This window comes from Qipengyuania algicida (genome assembly GCF_009828025.1).
Taxonomy (GTDB): domain Bacteria; phylum Pseudomonadota; class Alphaproteobacteria; order Sphingomonadales; family Sphingomonadaceae; genus Qipengyuania; species Qipengyuania algicida.
This window is the reverse complement of sequence record NZ_WTYA01000002.1, coordinates 16,763-32,672: the sequence shown is the minus strand read 5'-3', so window position 1 is coordinate 32,672 and position 15,910 is coordinate 16,763. Positions and strand designations below refer to the sequence as shown.

Below are 15,910 nucleotides of genomic sequence, written 5' to 3'. Positions count from 1 at the left end.
TGGAACATTCCCCAAATGATGGTCAGCGTCGGGCCTATCAGCGCCGCTGGCGCGATGCCAGACTTGCGCATAGCTATTCTTGTCGGACGCTCACGTGTTTCTCGAGGAATTCGGTGGGACCGAAACTGGTCAGGAAGCTGACGTCGGCCGCATCGCGCCCCACGCCGATCTTCACGACTTGATCGGGCTTCGACATGTTTGTCGCGTCGACCAGATACCAGGCACCTCCCTCTGGCTGGGCCGGATCTTCAAGAAACACCTCGGCCAATGCATGAAAATCCGGCGGTGATACGTCGGGGGCGTAAGCGCTCACGAATCGGGCAGGAATTCCGGCGGCACGGGCGAAGGTTATGAGCATGTGGGCATAATCGCGGCAGACACCGCGGCGTTCCACGAAGCTGTCGAGCGCATTGGTGTTGGGCCCGCTCGACCCGGGGGTATAAGTGAAATTTTTCGCTATCCAGTCGTGTAGCGTGGCCACCAGCGCGCCACCAGACCGATCTGCAAACTCCGCGTCGATAAAGGATTGGAAGCGGTCGGCCGGGCAATAGCGGCTGTCGAAGAGGTAAGGTGCCGCTTCGCCGGGCAGGTTGCGCATCGGTACTGCGCCAAGTTCGTCAAGCGTGCCTGCAACGCGCTCGATCGAGGCTGTCGCCGTATAGCTGGCTTCGAAGCGACCCTCCGCGCGCACCCAGATACGCTCCCCGATCGTGTCCTGCGCGGGGATGCGGGCGATATGGGGGCTGTCAGACAGGCTGGTACGGGTGTTGGAGAGCTGTTGCTCGGGAATAGCTGCCGCTTCGAACTGGAGCAGCACATCGGTTGGCTGCTGCGCGCGAAAGGCGAAGGACATCTCGATAGCGATGGGCATATCGAGCGAACGGATTGGAGCGATGGTGGTTTCCCGGCAGAAGCGACATTGCGCAGAAGCGAAAAAGGGGGCCCAAGCGGACCCCCTTCCCTAATTAGTCTGTATGGACAGACCAGATTTTAGTTCTGGCCGAATGCCCAAGCCCAAAAATTCCACATGGTCAAGCCTCCTGTTATCAGAAGGATTTAATATCCATTAACCATGTCTGTTTGTAAAGCCTAAACCATGTTTCGCGCCTGGCGCTCTGAGCCAGAAACGTATTTTTCCAACAGATTGGTAAGGGAAATGGGGCGCGAAATGGCATAGCCCTGCACCTGCGTACACCCGATCAAGCGGAGCATATCAAGGTCCTGATCGGTCTCTGCGCCTTCGGCAACGATGGCGATTCGCGATTCGCGACCCAAAGCGAGAATGCTGGAGACGATCGCGCGTGCCTTGGGATTGTCGCTCGCATCCGCAACGAAGCGTCGGTCGATCTTGACCTCGTCGAACGGCAGCGCATGGAGCGCTTCGAAATTGGCTGCACCCACACCGAAATCGTCCATGGAGATTTTCGTGCCGAGCGCTTTCAACTGGCGGATAATCACGTCGGCGGTTTCGAGATCTCCCACACGGGCGGTTTCAGTGATCTCGAGCACAAGATGTTCCGGACTGAAGCCCGTTGCCTGCAACACATTGCGGACGAGGCCGACGATCCGCATGTCGCACAGCAATGTCGCCGACACATTGACCGACATGGTGATTTTCGTTCCGCGGAAATGGAGCAATTGCCCGGCCGAACATGCCGATTGCAGCACATAGCGAGTCAGGTGTTCCATGCGCCCCGCCTTCTCGCACTGCATGATGAAATGCATCGGTGAGATAAAACCCTTGACCGGGTCCTGCCAGCGGACCAGCGCCTCAACGCCGATCAGGCGATTCTGGACGATGTCGAGCTTTGGCTGGTACACACAATAAATCTCGCCAGCTTTCATCGCTTCATCGATGCGTGCGCGCAGCGACAGATCCCAGAAATGGTCATGATCGGTGCTGCTCTTCGCTAGCTTGATTGGCTGATGGGCTTCGGAAGTTTCCTCGGCGGCGGCTGTCGCGGCGGCGAGCGACCTGTGCCGGTCACCCATCATATCTGCGGCACCGAATGTAATGCCGACATCGACGGTATGTCCGGCTACCGACACTGGTGCAGCAAAGATTGCGCGCAAGCCCTCGAGGTGTTCGATCAGGGCCGAGGCAGCTTCTTCGTTGGTATGCCAGGCGAGGTAGTGTCCATCGAAATATATCTGAAGATTGGTGTCGGTCGCGCGCATTCGATCGACCAGCTTGAGAACATAGCTTGCGCGGTCCCCTGAGCCGAAGGTTTTGACGACATTCTCGTAGCCATGGATTTTGGCAACCACCACGTGGCCAGTTTCGGAACCATTGCTGATCCATGCGTCAAGCGCACGAAGTGTGGGTAGGCCGGTTTCCTGATCAATCAGTGCTACACGCTTTTTCCAGCGCGTACGAGAGCGGAACAGCGCGTAAAATACTAGTACGGGAACAGTATAGGACAGCTCAATCCGCCACCCGAACACCGCTGCGATAAAGAAGGTGGCCAGAGGTACGGTAGAACAGAGAACATAGGCGATCTGACGCTGACGTTTGCGAGAAGTGTATGCTACGCACACCAAAAGTAGCAAGCTAAATGCAATAACCACCGCTACGCTTGGTATGAAAGGCATTCCCCCCATACGAAGCGTTTCGGCAGCAAATATAGATGCAAGGCTTGGCGGGGCATAGGGCTGCCCAGGTATTTTTAGCTCAGATGTCCCTGAGATACCCTGTGCACCGATAACGACGGTTTTCCCGGCGATGCCTTGTATAGAGTTGCGGTTCGCAGAAGATGTGAATTGGGTCAGTGAAAAGCTTGGGATTGAAGCTGAAGCGAAGCTGTAGTTGATCGGAAATTCTCCGACCTTATTCTTATTGGCATCACCGAGCGACGCCTCAAAAGTGCGCTCCCAGTTGCTGCCTACCTTCAAATTATAAGGCGCCGACCACGCGAAGCCCAGGTAATTCGGAAAAATACCTTGCTCAACGCGAGGCTGTTTGCCCGCAATCGGCTGTATAGACTTACTTGGTGTTAATTTACCATCGATCGACCTTTTCAGTCTGTCGACAAAAACCAAGCGCGGGCCCCATTTGGACACAGCCTTGGCCAACTGTGCATCCACAGCGGGCGAAGATGGCTGGTCAAACACCAGGTTAAGATAAACCTTTTCGACGCCATCCTGACGCATTTTGTCCAGTGCCTTGGCGAGCGCTGCACGATCGAGTGGATATTCCGGGTCCGTGATGTTGGGCCCGGCTTGCACGAATACAATATTGCCCGAAACCCTTGTTGGACTGATACGCGATTGGGTTAGCCAAAGAGTCTGGTCGAGTGGTTCAAATAGGAACACCATCGCCATCACCAGCGCAATCGCACCCGCCCACAGCGCGTGTTTCACGCGTTCCCAGCGTGTCAGGCTCAGACCGAAGATCGCGCGTTTCGAGCCGCTGCGCGATCCAGAGATGTCGGTATCCTCGACCATCGCCGATCGTAATGCGCCAGTAAGATTAAGAATGTTTTGACGCGGAGGCGGGATTCTTCCTGAGGGCGCGGATTTCCAAGGGTCGTAGTGGTTAAGGACGGCTTAGGAATTTGCCGCCGCCGCCCGAGCTCTCCCTTGCAAAGCGTTCAAAAATCAGCGTCTTGGCGAGGTGAATCCAAACTGCGCGCACGACCGATGCCTCGCGCAAAGGCGTTAACCATCGCCGTCAATTATTTCGCTTGTGATTGGCTCTATCGCTTTCGGCAAAGCGCTTTGGCGCTTGGAAAACGCAAAAAATCAACGAAGCGCGCCGTACAAATCATGCGCGTCGGCATCCTCTATACGAACCTCGACAATATCCCCGGCGCCCAGGGTTTCAGGCACCTGGCGCAGGAATACCTGTCCATCTATCTCCGGCGCGTCGGCCTGGCTGCGGCCGGTCGCGCCGATATCGCCATCCTCGTCGGGTTCGCCGACTTCGTCGATGATGACGGGGATGGTCTTGCCGACCTTGGCGGCGAGCTTGGCGGCGCTGATCCGCTCGGTCACTTCCATGATCCGCGCGTAGCGTTCTTCCTTGACCTCTTCCGGCACAGGATCGGGCAAGGCGTTGGCTTGTGCGCCTTCGACCGGCTCGAAGCGGAACGCGCCGACCCGGTCGAGCTGGGCTTGTTCCAGCCAGTCGAGCAGATAGCGGAAGTCATCTTCTGTCTCGCCCGGGAAGCCGACCACGAAGCTCGAACGCACGGCGATGTCCGGGCAGATCTCGCGCCAGCTCCTCAGCCGATCGAGCATCTTGGCTTCATTGGCCGGACGCTTCATCGCCCTGAGCACCTTGGGGCTGGCATGCTGGAAAGGGATGTCGAGGTAGGGGGTCAGCAACCCTTCGGCCATCAGCGGGATCACCGCATCGACATGCGGGTAGGGATAGACGTAATGCAGCCGCACCCAAGGGGGGACGCCCCCGCCGATATCGAGTTGGCCCAGCTCGCGCGCCAGGTCGGTCATGTGCGCACGTACGGGATGCCCTTTCCACAGACGCTCCTCATGCCGCGTATCGACGCCATAGGCCGAGGTGTCCTGGCTGATGACCAGCAGTTCCTTTGTGCCTGCCGCAACCAGCTTTTCCGCCTCGCGCAGCACGGCGTCGATCCGCCGGCTGGCGAGCTTTCCGCGCAGGTCGGGGATGATGCAGAAGGCGCAGGAGTGGTTGCAGCCCTCCGAAATCTTGAGGTAGCTGTAGTGTCTGGGCGTTAGCTTCACGTCCGGCTGCGGGATCAGGTCGATGAACGGCCCCTGCGTCGGCGGGGCGGCTTCATGCACCGCCTCGACAACATCCTCATACTGATGCGCGCCTGTCACCGCGAGCACTTGGGGAAAACGTGCACGGATCACATCCGCCTCTTCGCCCATGCAGCCGGTCACGATCACGCGGCCGTTCTCGGCAATGGCCTCGCCGATCGCATCGAGGCTTTCTTCCTTGGCGGAATCGAGGAAGCCGCAGGTGTTGACCAGCACCACGTCTGCCCCGGCGTAATCGGCGCTCATCGCATAGCCATCGGCGCGCAGGCGGGTGAGGATGCGTTCGGAATCGACCAGCGCCTTGGGGCAGCCGAGCGACACCATGCCGACCTTTTTCTGTTCGGGAATAGTAGCCATGATGCGCGCGCCTCTACACCTCAGCATCGCATCACGCTACAGTGAACGCAGCAATCAGGTGGGAGGATATGATATGGGACCGGTAAACTGGCTCGCAGTGGTGCTCGGCGCGGCTGCGTTTTTTGTGGTCGGCATGGTCTGGTACGGCGCGCTGTTCGGAAAGGTGTGGCAAAAGCAGGTCTGGCCTGAAGGCACCCCGCAGATGAGTGGCAGCCCGATAGTGCTGTTCGGCCTGTGCTTCCTCGCCGAACTGGTAGTGTCGACCATGTTCGGCCACATGCTGGCGAGACTTCAGCCACCGACTCATGTGATCTGGATGATGGCGTTCGGGATCGGGGCGACGATCATGACCCCGGCGATCGCAATCAACTATCTGTTCCAGCGGCGCAGCCTCACGCTGTTCGCGATCGATGCCGGGCATTTTATCGTCGGGACGCTGGCAATGGGGGCGGTATTCGTGGCGCTGTCCTGAAACGAACAGGGCAAACTCCGGGTAGGCGAGCGTCTGCTATCGGGAAGCAGGTGGGATAGGGCGGATGGCTGGAATGTTGGGGGAAGCTGACATTGCCGCCTAGGTTGAGGGCGCTGATGCGGGGGCGCGCTTGAACTCCTCTGGCACAAAGCTCTCCTTCAGCGACGCCTCATCAAACATTCTCCCACTAGGGAGACTTTTCGTCAGCGCGACGGTTTCGACATCGAGCACCGTTAGATGGCGGACATCGTTCGTTTGATAAATCGTCCGAAGGATCACTCCTTCGTCGGAGATGTCATAGGTCCTGATATTGTCTGCATCAGTAACGATCACACGATCTGCCTCACCGAAACGGGAATTCACGCGTCCAAGCCACGAAACGTCAAGAAACTTCCTGTTCGTATCTATCCCGCAAGCCGCAGCAGCGACTTGTGGACCCCGAATTACCTCACCACTCAAGAGTGAGAAATAAGTCCCCGTCATCGCAGCGCAATCAGCGATCAGACGGTCTCGCGGGGTTTCGACCCTGTGCCGACTGCCAGAGTTAAACTCTGCTGACCATTCCTCTATCGAGGTCTGATTAGGATGATTTATTTTGTTCCAGAAATAAATCGCGTAAGTTTTCTTAGTGAGTTTGCTTCTCGCAATTACTGCACTAACTTTGGTAGCGCTGTCTGGATCGGCACCCATTGCTGTGGTGGAGGCGGCAATACCACCCAAGACGGTCGCTACAGCAAGTTGGAACAACCGTTTCATATCTTGACCCTTTTGCCACCCTCAAACCAACTATGACCGCAGGAGAGGCAAATCGTCAATGTCCGGTAAGGGGTCGGTTCCGGAAAGTCGCCTTGTTGCCGGCAATGCCGAATAACGGACGCAGCTAACCGTCCCGCTCGAGGGTCGGAACGATTTCCACGATCACGTCGCCCATCTTGAGCACGGTGCATTCCTGCTCCCAGAACCCCAGCGGCTGGCCTTCGCGATAGATCCTGAGGCCCTTGCCGCCGCTGGTCAGTTCGGTCAGCGGCTTGCCCACTTCCTCCGGCTTTACGGGGCGCTCGACCAGTTGCACCCGCCCGGTGATCGAGGCGAGATCGGCGAGGTAGTCGGCGATATGCGCGCCCTTGGCGCTGCCCGCCAGCAACAGGCCGGTGAAACGTACCGGGTTGATGACATTGTTTGCGCCCGCTTGCATGGCGAGCGATTCATTGTCCTCGGCGCGTACCACCACGCTGATCGGCACTTCGGGGGCGAGCGATCTTGCGGTCAGCACGATCAGGATCGAGGTGTCATCGCGCCCGGCGGAAACCAGCACGTTGGACGCCTTGCTGATGCGCACGTCCTTCAACGTCTCGTCGCGCGTGGCATCGCCAGCCATCACGTTGCAGCCGAGCTGCTCGGCCTCGACCAGCCGCTCCTCGCTCGGGTCGATGACGACGATATTGTGCGGGTCCGATCCGCGCTCGACAAGCTCGGCGACCGCCTGAGAGCCCGATACGCCATAGCCCAGCACCACGATATGGCCCGATAGCTGTCCCTGTATGCGCGCCATGCGCCATTTCTCCCAGCTTCTGCGAATGATGAAATTATACGCCGTGCCAACGAAGATGAAGACCACGGCAAAGCGGATCGGGGTGACGATCACCGCCTCGATCAGCCGCGCGTGGTTGGAAATCGGTGCGATGTCGCCGAAGCCGGTCGTCGTGATCGAGATCATGGTGAAATAGACCACGTCGAGGAAACTGACGTTGCCATCGTGATGGTCGACCAGCCCGGTGCGATCCCACCAATGGATCATCACCACCAGCCCGATCAGGAAGAACACGAGCCCGAGGCGGATGAACAGATCGCCCCAGACCGGGAGCTTCACCGCGCGCCTCAGGGGCGTGTGCTTGATCGGTTTGTCCCTCATCCCCGCGCTCCTTGTGTCAGGAGCTGAACCGCTCCGCAAGCGCGCCGAGCGAAGCGTGGTGGGTCAGGTCGAGCTGGAGAGGGGTCACCGAGATGTACCCTGCATCGACCGCCTCCAGATCGGTGCCGTGGTCCAGCGTGTGCTCGATCGCCTCCAGTCCGAACCAATAATATTTGAAGCCGCGCGGATCGCGCCCTTCGACCACCGTGCCGCGGGCATAATCATGGAAGCCCTGACGCACCGCCTTGATCCCCCTGATCTGGCCAGAGGGAAGGGCGGGAAAGTTGACATTGACCAGCGTGCGATTGGGCAGCGGCGTGTCGAGCAGCGGGGCGAGCACCTTGGCGCCCCAGCTGCGGGCGGCTTCGAACGCGTAGGCGCCCGGTTCGCCATCACGGGTGGTGATCTGGCTCAAGGCAATCGAGCGGATGCCGGCAAGAGCGCCCTCGATCGCCGCCGAGACGGTGCCGGAATAGGTGATGTCGTCGGCGAGATTGGCCCCGCGATTGACGCCCGAAAGGATCACATCGGGCGGACCGTCGATCACCTTGCGCAAGCCCATTGTGACGGAATCGGTCGGCGTGCCGGTGACCGAAAAGCGCCGCTCGCCATGCTTGCGCAAGCGGACGGGGCGGGTGAGGGTGAGGGCGTGGCCCATGCCCGATTGTTCTTCGTCCGGGGCGCAGATCCAGATGTCGTCCGAAAATTCACGCGCAATCGCTTCGAGCACTTTGAGGCCGGGGGCGTGAATGCCGTCGTCATTGGTGAGAAGGATTTTCATTGCGGCTCCAGCCTTTCGATCCCGCCCATATAGGGCGCCAGCATAGACGGCACGATGACGGAGCCATCGGCCTGCTGGTAATTCTCCAGCACCGCCACCAGCGTCCGCCCGACCGCGAGGCCCGAGCCATTGAGCGTGTGGACGAACTCGGTCTTCTTGCTGCCTTCGGGACGGTAGCGCGCATTCATCCGCCGCGCCTGGAAATCTCCGGTGTTGGAGCAACTCGAAATCTCGCGATAGGCATCCTGACCCGGAAGCCAGACTTCGAGATCATAGGTCTTGCGCGCGCCGAAGCCCATGTCGCCGGTGCACAGGAGCAGCTTGCGATAGGGCAGATCGAGCGCTTCGAGGATGCCCTCGGCACAGCGGACCATCCGCTCATGCTCGGCCTCGCTGTCTTGCGGCGCGCAGATGCTGACCAGCTCGACCTTTTCGAACTGGTGCTGGCGGATGAAGCCGCGTGTGTCGCGCCCCGCCGCGCCTGCTTCGGAGCGGAAGCACAGCGTGTGCGCGGTCATGCGGATCGGCTGGGCGAGATCCGGCAGAATTTGCCCTGCCACCGAAGCGGTGAGGCTGACTTCGGATGTGGGGATCAGCCAGCGGTCGTCGGTGGTGCGAAAACTGTCCTCGGAGAACTTGGGCAGCTTGTCGGTGCCATACATCGCATCGTCGTTGACCAGCACCGGAGGGTTGCATTCGGTGTAGCCGTTTGCGCGCGTATGCGTGTCGAGCATGAATTGCGCCAGCGCACGGTGCAGCCGCGCCATATCGCCGCGCAGGAAGGTGAAGCGTGCGCCCGACAGCTTCGCGCCGGTTTCGAAATCCATACCCAGCGCGGGGCCGAGATCGGCGTGTTCCTTCGGTGTAAAGTCGAACTTACGCGGTGTGCCCCAACGCGACACTTCGACATTGTCGTCCTCGTCCGCACCATCGGGAACATCGCTGGCGGGCAGGTTGGGGAGGGTGGCGAGCGTCGCCTCCAGTTCCTCGCCTGTTTGCCGGTCCTGCTCTTCCCATTGCGGCATCTGCGCCTTGATATCGGCGACTTCGGCCTTCAGCGCCTCTGCCTTGTCCTTGTCGCCTTGACCCATCGCCTGACCGATGGCCTTGGATGCCTCGTTACGGCGGTTCTGCATCGTCTGGAGCGTGGTCTGTGCCTCGCGCCGCCTGGCGTCGAGCGCGAGGATGGCGTCGGCCGCAGGTTCCAGACCGCGACGCGCAAGCCCGGCATCGAACGCGCCGGGATTCTGACGGATGAAGACAATGTCGTGCATGGCCGCGCCTATGCCTGCGCCGGGGCAATTTGGCCAGTGGTCAGTTGACCGTGCACCACGTGCGCCGCCGAGCAAAAAAGCAGGGGCGGAATGGCCCCCCAGCCATTCCACCCCCGCCGCGGCGCAACCGCAAGGATCGCGCGCGGGCGATCAGTATTTGAATGTCACCGTGGCTGATATCTGCCGCGGGTTGCCATAATAGGCGGTGAGCACGCCTTCCGAGCCAAGGGTGGGGATATAGTCCCCGTTCCCGTTCGTCAGGAACGCGCCGGTATCCGGGTTCTGCGCGAGGAAGTTGTAGCCCGACACGATGTAGCGCTTGTCGAACAGATTGCGGCCATGCACGCCGATGCTGAAACGGTCGCCCGCCGAATGCCACACGAGGTTGGCATTGAACAGCGCGAAGCCCGGCTGGTCGAGCATGGGCGTCGCCAGTTCGAACTGCTGCGTCTTGCTGCGGTAGGAGACGGTGCCAGTGAAATCGAGATCGCCGCTGCCGACCGGCGTCGAATAGCCCAGCGTGCCGCTGGCGGTCCATTCCGGCGTGTTCTGGAACGCGCGCTCATTGGCGACATCGATCCCGCGCGAGTCGATGAACTGCGTGTATTTTGCGTCGATATAGCCTAGCGTCCAAGCCAGCGTCAGCCGGTCTCCACCGGTCGCCATGTCGCGTGCAGCGATCAGATTGCCCTCGAATTCGATGCCCTTGATCCGCGCGCGACCGGCGTTAGTGGTCACCCCGATGAAGGTCTGCTGGCCGTTGATAACAGTGCCGACCGACCCCGGCACCTGAACGTCCTTGTATTCGGCGATGAAGCCGTCGAGAGCAATGTTGAGCCGGTTGTCCCAGAGTGCGGCCTTGTATCCGACTTCGTAGCTGTCGACCTTTTCGGGGTCGAACGTCATGAAGTTGTAGACTTCCTGATAGCTGACGGTGCCATCGCCATTGGCGTCGGGCGCTGCGGTCGAAACCCCGCGCGGGTCGAAGCCGCCGCCCTTGAACCCTTTGGCATAGCTGACATAGAAGTTCTGGTTCAGCGTCGGCTTGAAACTGATCGATGCGCGCGGCGTGAACTGGGTGAAATCGCGTTTGCCCGTGAAGTCCGACTGGACGATTGCCAGTACGCCATTGCCGCCGAAATAAGGCGAGCCTCCGGCCCCGACATAAACTCCGCGGTTGATATCCGACTTGCGGTTGTCCCAGGTGTAGCGACCGCCCAGCGACAGGCTCCACTGCGGGGTAAAATCATAGGTGAAGTCGCCGAAGACAGCCACGGTGTCGGTATCAACTAGGCCATAGGTCAGCGCCGCGACGGCTGGCGACAGGCGGACATCGAACACAGTGCGCGCGCTGGCATCGAGGTAATAGACGCCGACCAGGCCGTTGAGCGGGCCGGTGTCGACCAGCAGCTGCATTTCCTGCGAGAACTGCTTGTTGTTGTAATAGGCTGGCACGTCGAGATCGACTGCGGGGAGAGCGTCGAAATCGATCGGCGTTGCGCTATCGTCCTTGCGATAGGCGGTGATCGATCGGAACGTCAGCCAGTCCGAAGGATGCGCTTCGGCCAGCGCGGTGATGCCCCAGGCCTTCACATCCTGCTTGGGATCGTTCAGCCCGCCGCGGGTGTCATAGACGTCGGTGAGCGGCGCGATCCCGCTTGCGAGCCCGGCGATCAGCCGGTGGCCGCCGCGCGGGTTGCTCTTGTCATGGGTGTAATCGCCCGAAATGCGCAGGAAGAAGTCACTGCTCGGTTCGAACTCCAACGTCGCGCGGCCAGCCCAGATGTCCTTGTTGTAGTTCTGCTGTCCGGTCGTGAGGTTGACCCCGAAACCGTCGCGGCTCAGCCGTGCCCCGGCAACGCCGATCTTGAGTTTCCCGTCATCGATCGGCGTACTGGCAGAAACCACCAGATCGGCCTGATTGTAGGTGCCGTAGGTGGCCCGTGCGTTGAGCGTCGGGGAGTCGCTGAGGCGCTTGGTCACATATTTGACCGCGCCGCCAATGGTGTTGCGACCGTAAAGTGTACCCTGCGGCCCGCGCAGAATCTCAATCCTCTCGACATCGTAGATATCGAGCACGGCGGCCTGCGGACGGTTGAGGTAGACGTCATCGAGATAAACGCCGACGCCTGGCTCGAACCCGGCCACAGGATCCTGCTGACCCACGCCGCGGATGAAGGCGGTGAGGGTGGAGTTGGTCCCGCGCGATACCTCCAGAGTGACGTTGGGCGTGGTTTCACTGAGGTCGGTGATATCGACCGATCCGGCCTGATCGAGCGCAGCGGCGGAGTAGGCGGTCACCGCGATCGGAACGTCGACCAGCGTTTCCGCGCGGCGGCGGGCAGTGACGATGATCGCCTGGCTTTCAGTGGTGGTCGCCGAATCGGCGCTGTCGCCTTGCGCAGGGTCTTCGTCTGAGGGGGCTTGCGCAATGGCGCCGCTATTGTCCTGAGCGAAGGCTGGATTGGCGGAATAGGCGAGTGCAGCGCCCCCGATGAGCAAAGCAGTGACGGCGCGAAAATTGCGAGAACGCATCGTTTTCCCCTCCCAGGAAGTTGTCGTTGATCGCACGATAATGAAAGTTGAACCACCTTTCAAGTTTTTGGTTGTGTCCGTTTGAGAAAGTCCATTATGAATGGCGTCGACGGGGAGGAAAGCGATGCACAAAAGCGCCGCCAACAGCGACAAGCAGCCGCGCACCGCGCGTGGGCGACAGACGTTGCGCAAGCTGCTCGATTCGGCCGCCGCGGAATTCGGCGAGCGCGGCTTTCACGAAGCTTCGATCAGCACCATTACCCGTCGTGCGGGCGTGGCACTGGGGACATTCTATACCTACTTCGACAGCAAGGATGCGATCTTCCGCGCGCTCGTTGCGGACATGAGCGAGGCGGTGAAGCAGGCGGCACGTGAGGCCATCGAGCCCGAAATGCCGCCGCTGGAGATCGAACGCGCCGCGCTCGAAGCGTTTCTGCGTTTTGCCGGAGAGCACAAAGAGATTTATCGCATCATCGACGAGGCCGAATTCGTTGATCCGGAAAGCTACCGCGCACATTACGAAACGGTTGCCGAGCGGATTCGCGAAAGGATCGAGCAGGGTGCCGCCGGCGGGCAATTTCGCGGCGATGCGGGGGAGGTCGAAGCCTGGGCGGTGATGGGAATGAACGTGTTTCTCGGTCTGCGCTATGTGATCTGGCGCAAATCGGACGATCCCGACGAGGCCCGAATCGCGACAAACGCCAGCGTGCTGCTGAATAAGGGCATCGGCCCGAGCGGGTGACCGAAAGCCGTCCGTGGAACCGCGCGCGCTCCGGCAGGTTGTTTCGGCAAGGAGACACAACATGCTGGGCAAGATCATTGGTGCATTCGTCGGCGGGCGAGTTGCAGAAAAAACTTCCGGGGTGGGCGGTCCGACCGGCGCGGCGCTGGGCGTTCTCGCACCGGCGATCCTGAGGCGTCTGAGCATTCCTGGAATGCTGGCACTGGCTGCGGGCGGTTATATCGCCAAGCGAATTGACGAGCGCAAGCGGGTGCCGGACGCAGCTGAATAGCGAAGGCCACCCAAGCGGCCGGCTCGGACCATTTATGGATAAGTGCCCGGTAGACCTTTGCTGGTGGGCGAGGTGGACCTATTCCCCTTCGGAATGAGGTCGCAAATCGAGATTGGCACGGATTCGGCTCAGCAAGCCGTTGCTATCGATGTAGCGGAACTGCTCGCCACACGGCTGCTCGTGCAGGGCAATTCCGGGTCGGGTAAATCGCATTTGCTGCGCCGTTTGCTGGAGCAGAGCGCGGGGCTCGTCCAGCAGGTGGTGATCGACCCGGAAGGCGATTTCACCAGTCTCGCCGATCAATTCGACCATGTGGTGATCGATGCGGCGGCCCATTCCTCCCGCGAAATAGAGGCACTGGCAGGGCGTGTTCGGCAGCACCGCGTTTCGGTGGTCCTGGCGCTGGACGAACTCGAAGTGGAGCAGCAGATTCGCTGCGCTGCGATTTTCCTTGCCGCACTTTTCGATGCGCCGCGCGAACATTGGTTCCCCGCGCTGGTCGTGGTTGACGAGGCACAGATGTTTGCGCCTGCCGCCGCCGGCGAACTGGCTGAGGATACGCGCCGGATGACGCTGTCCGCCATGACCAATCTGATGTGCCGTGGCCGGAAACGCGGACTTGCAGGGATCGTTGCCACGCAGCGCCTTGCGAAGCTGGCGAAGAATGTCGCCGCGGAGGCTTCGAACTTCCTGATGGGGCGAACTTTCCTTGATATCGACATGCAGCGTGCGGCCGATCTTCTGGGCATGGATCGCAGGCAGGCCGAGCGCATCCGCGACTTGCAGCGTGGACATTTCCTCGGCCTCGGCCCTGCGATCAGCCGCCACCCGATCGCGGTGCAGATCGGATCGGTCCAGACCGGCGGGAAGAACGCAGCCGAGGATTTGACTCCATTGCCAACCGCAACCGGCGCTGACCTCGAGGCGCTTTTGCATGACGAACTCGCCAAGGAAGCCGCCGAGCCTTTGCCCCGCGCCGCCGTTCGCGTTCAACGCTCGGTCGATGTCGAGCAGGAGATATCACGACGCGGCGTGAGTGAGGCCGAACGTCCTGCCGCTTCCCACACGAGCGATAGATCGACCTCTTCTGAGAGCGAATCTGCATCGGCATCGGCGCCGGACATTGATGAGCACGCTGTCATGCGGATTATCGGCGAGCTTGCTGCCGAGGACGGCTCCACCTTCCAGTCAGCGGCAGCCCTGTTCCGCAGCTTTGCAATGCGATGCAGGCAGGCGCGTGTGCCGAGCGCGCATATCGACATGGTGCATTTTCGCCGATTGTTCGCCTATGCCAGTGCGGGGCTCGAGCGGTTGGATTCTGCAACGCGGGAGACAATCGAACGTTTGGCCGAAGATGTGCCGGATGACGTTCTTGCACCTTACCTCACCCTTGCGGTTGCGGCTGCGCAAGGCCTGGCAACGCCGGACGAGGAGGAACTCGCGCGGGTGTACGGCACGTCTTCGCCAAGTCGCATTCGTCGCCTGCTCGATCATCTGGAACGTCAGGGTCTGATCGTGGTCCGGGAAGAATTTGGCGGTGGGCGCACGGTCACGGTATATGGACTTGATGCTGCCGCATCGCGCGACAACCAGGCAGCGATGGCACATCGCGATCAGGCAGTGCTTTAAAGGAGCGAGAGCTGCGCATCGTGGCGGCTTTGATCGTCCTCCTCGTCAGCTCGTTCCAGCTTCGACAATGTCAGGCCCATAAGGCGAATGGGCAAAGGCAAGGGGAGCACCTCGTCGAGCAGATCGCGCGAGATACGTGCGAACTCGGCCTTGTCGGCGATTGGCTGGTTTACCGATTTCGCCCGCGTCAAAGTCTGGAAATCGGTATATTTCAGCTTGAGCGTGATGGTGCGCCCCTTCGCTTCGGCGCGCTCGATATATCCCCATACGATGTCGATGATGTCCTCCAGCGTTTCGCGCAGCGCTGGACCGGACGAAATGTCCTCGCCGAAAGTCCGCTCTCCGCCCACCGACTTGCGGATGCGATGCGCGCGCACGGGACGCAGGTCGATCCCGCGCGCTGCGCGATAGAGATAGTCGGCGAAACTGCCGAAATTCTGGCGCAGGAAGGCAATATCCCTGGCGGCAAGGTCGGCGCCGGTTTCGATACCGAGTTTGGCCATCTTCTCCGCCCCGCGCGGGCCGACCCCGTGAAACCGCCGCACCGGCAGGCCCGCCACGAATTCGGCCCCTTCGCCCGGTCGGATCACACATAGCCCGTCAGGTTTGTTCTGGTCGCTGGCCAGTTTGGCGAGGAATTTGTTGTAGCTCACCCCGGCGCTGGCAGTGAGCCTGGTCTTGGCGCGGATTTCCTGCCGGATCAGCTCGGCAATGCGGGTGGCGCTGCCGATACCCAGCTTGTCCTCGGTCACGTCGAGATAGGCTTCGTCGAGGCTCAGCGGTTCGACCAGATCGGTGTGGTGGTGGAAGATCGCACGAATCTGGCGGCTGACCTCGCGGTACACGTCGAACCGGCTCTTGCAGAAAATCAGGTCCGGGCACAGCCGCTTGGCCGTGACCGAGGGCATCGCGCTGCGCACCCCGAATGTGCGTGCCTCGTAACTGGCGGCGGCGACTACGCCGCGTCCGCCAGCCCCGCCGACTGCCACGGGCTTGCCGCGCAGGTCGGGATTGTCGCGCTGCTCGACGCTGGCGAAGAAGGCGTCCATGTCGACATGGATGATCTTGCGCAGGCCATCGGCCTCGCCATCATCGTCCTGCCGCTGCGTTTCGCTCATCGCCCGAAGCTAGGCTTGACGGGGGCGTAAGGAAAGATCGCGCGCAATCCTCTTGGCTTGTTGCAGCGCAACA

13 protein-coding genes are annotated in these 15,910 nt (G+C 60.7%); 4 read left to right on the top strand and 9 right to left on the bottom strand.

Features of this window, described 5'->3' with window-relative positions; all coding sequences use genetic code 11:
- Nucleotides 1-73: 73 nt before the first annotated feature.
- From GRI58_RS02545 to rimO, 3 genes are all read right to left on the bottom strand, one after another.
- Entirely contained in the window at nucleotides 74-871 is a 798-nt protein-coding gene (locus GRI58_RS02545; protein WP_160752012.1) for a transglutaminase-like domain-containing protein, read from the bottom strand.
- A 218-nt stretch (nucleotides 872-1,089) separates the two neighbouring features.
- On the bottom strand, nucleotides 1,090-3,444 hold the full coding sequence (locus tag GRI58_RS02540; protein WP_160752011.1) for an EAL domain-containing protein: 2,355 nt from the start codon (nucleotides 3,442-3,444) through the stop codon (nucleotides 1,090-1,092).
- A gap of 297 nt (nucleotides 3,445-3,741) precedes the next feature.
- Nucleotides 3,742-5,103, bottom strand: coding sequence for a 30S ribosomal protein S12 methylthiotransferase RimO (gene rimO / locus GRI58_RS02535; protein WP_202386759.1), 1,362 nt, complete (start codon nucleotides 5,101-5,103; stop codon nucleotides 3,742-3,744).
- Between rimO and GRI58_RS02530 the strand changes: the two genes are divergently transcribed.
- Nucleotides 5,102-5,575, top strand: coding sequence for a DUF1761 domain-containing protein (locus GRI58_RS02530; RefSeq protein WP_237452050.1), 474 nt, complete (start codon nucleotides 5,102-5,104; stop codon nucleotides 5,573-5,575). The two genes, rimO and GRI58_RS02530, sit on opposite strands and share 2 nt — an antisense overlap.
- 99 nt (nucleotides 5,576-5,674) lie before the next feature.
- Here the strand turns inward: GRI58_RS02530 and GRI58_RS02525 are convergent, their stop codons facing one another.
- The 5 genes from GRI58_RS02525 to GRI58_RS02505 form a co-directional block, all read right to left on the bottom strand.
- Nucleotides 5,675-6,331 carry a hypothetical protein gene (locus GRI58_RS02525; RefSeq protein ID WP_160752009.1) on the bottom strand — a complete coding sequence of 219 codons (657 nt, stop codon included), beginning with the start codon at nucleotides 6,329-6,331 and terminating at the stop codon, nucleotides 5,675-5,677.
- Nucleotides 6,332-6,455: 124 nt separating this feature from the next.
- A complete protein-coding gene (locus GRI58_RS02520; protein ID WP_160752008.1) occupies nucleotides 6,456-7,487 on the bottom strand; it encodes a potassium channel family protein in 1,032 nt (343 codons plus the stop codon).
- A 16-nt stretch (nucleotides 7,488-7,503) separates the two neighbouring features.
- A complete protein-coding gene (gene surE, locus GRI58_RS02515; protein ID WP_160752007.1) occupies nucleotides 7,504-8,268 on the bottom strand; it encodes a 5'/3'-nucleotidase SurE in 765 nt (254 codons plus the stop codon).
- Nucleotides 8,265-9,542 (bottom strand): serine--tRNA ligase, encoded by a 1,278-nt coding sequence (serS, locus tag GRI58_RS02510; protein ID WP_160752006.1) that lies wholly within the window; start codon nucleotides 9,540-9,542, stop codon nucleotides 8,265-8,267. The genes surE and serS overlap by 4 nt, the downstream gene beginning before the upstream one ends.
- 150 nt (nucleotides 9,543-9,692) lie before the next feature.
- On the bottom strand, nucleotides 9,693-12,077 hold the full coding sequence (locus GRI58_RS02505) for a TonB-dependent receptor (RefSeq protein ID WP_160752005.1): 2,385 nt from the start codon (nucleotides 12,075-12,077) through the stop codon (nucleotides 9,693-9,695).
- A gap of 124 nt (nucleotides 12,078-12,201) precedes the next feature.
- Between GRI58_RS02505 and GRI58_RS02500 the strand changes: the two genes are divergently transcribed.
- The 3 genes from GRI58_RS02500 (at nucleotide 12,202) to GRI58_RS02490 (ending at nucleotide 14,719) form a co-directional block, all read left to right on the top strand.
- A complete protein-coding gene (locus tag GRI58_RS02500) occupies nucleotides 12,202-12,819 on the top strand; it encodes a TetR/AcrR family transcriptional regulator (protein WP_160752004.1) in 618 nt (205 codons plus the stop codon).
- Between the two features lie 61 nt (nucleotides 12,820-12,880).
- Nucleotides 12,881-13,090: a hypothetical protein gene (locus tag GRI58_RS02495; RefSeq protein WP_160752003.1), complete on the top strand. Its 210-nt coding sequence runs from the start codon at nucleotides 12,881-12,883 to the stop codon at nucleotides 13,088-13,090.
- A gap of 93 nt (nucleotides 13,091-13,183) precedes the next feature.
- Complete coding sequence (locus tag GRI58_RS02490) at nucleotides 13,184-14,719, top strand: helicase HerA domain-containing protein (RefSeq protein WP_160752002.1); 1,536 nt, start codon at nucleotides 13,184-13,186, stop codon at nucleotides 14,717-14,719.
- On the opposite strand, the gene dinB is transcribed toward GRI58_RS02490, so the two are convergent.
- Nucleotides 14,716-15,837: a DNA polymerase IV gene (dinB, locus tag GRI58_RS02485; protein ID WP_160752001.1), complete on the bottom strand. Its 1,122-nt coding sequence runs from the start codon at nucleotides 15,835-15,837 to the stop codon at nucleotides 14,716-14,718. The two genes, GRI58_RS02490 and dinB, sit on opposite strands and share 4 nt — an antisense overlap.
- Between the last annotated feature and the right edge of the window lie 73 nt (nucleotides 15,838-15,910).

Excerpts from the sequence above, each read along its gene's own strand:
- GRI58_RS02530 (WP_237452050.1), top strand. The coding sequence starts at position 5,102 with ATGATGCGCGCGCCTCTACACCTCAGCATCGCATCACGCTACAGTGAA.
- GRI58_RS02495 (WP_160752003.1), top strand. The coding sequence starts at position 12,881 with ATGCTGGGCAAGATCATTGGTGCATTCGTCGGCGGGCGAGTTGCAGAA.
- GRI58_RS02490 (WP_160752002.1), top strand. The coding sequence starts at position 13,184 with ATGAGGTCGCAAATCGAGATTGGCACGGATTCGGCTCAGCAAGCCGTT.
- GRI58_RS02525 (WP_160752009.1), bottom strand. The coding sequence starts at position 6,331 with ATGAAACGGTTGTTCCAACTTGCTGTAGCGACCGTCTTGGGTGGTATT.
- serS (WP_160752006.1), bottom strand. The coding sequence starts at position 9,542 with ATGCACGACATTGTCTTCATCCGTCAGAATCCCGGCGCGTTCGATGCC.
- GRI58_RS02520 (WP_160752008.1), bottom strand. The coding sequence starts at position 7,487 with ATGAGGGACAAACCGATCAAGCACACGCCCCTGAGGCGCGCGGTGAAG.
- surE (WP_160752007.1), bottom strand. The coding sequence starts at position 8,268 with ATGAAAATCCTTCTCACCAATGACGACGGCATTCACGCCCCCGGCCTC.
- GRI58_RS02540 (WP_160752011.1), bottom strand. The coding sequence starts at position 3,444 with ATGGTCGAGGATACCGACATCTCTGGATCGCGCAGCGGCTCGAAACGC.
- GRI58_RS02545 (WP_160752012.1), bottom strand. The coding sequence starts at position 871 with ATGCCCATCGCTATCGAGATGTCCTTCGCCTTTCGCGCGCAGCAGCCA.
- rimO (WP_202386759.1), bottom strand. The coding sequence starts at position 5,103 with ATGGCTACTATTCCCGAACAGAAAAAGGTCGGCATGGTGTCGCTCGGC.
- GRI58_RS02505 (WP_160752005.1), bottom strand. The coding sequence starts at position 12,077 with ATGCGTTCTCGCAATTTTCGCGCCGTCACTGCTTTGCTCATCGGGGGC.
- dinB (WP_160752001.1), bottom strand. The coding sequence starts at position 15,837 with ATGAGCGAAACGCAGCGGCAGGACGATGATGGCGAGGCCGATGGCCTG.
- GRI58_RS02500 (WP_160752004.1), top strand. The coding sequence starts at position 12,202 with ATGCACAAAAGCGCCGCCAACAGCGACAAGCAGCCGCGCACCGCGCGT.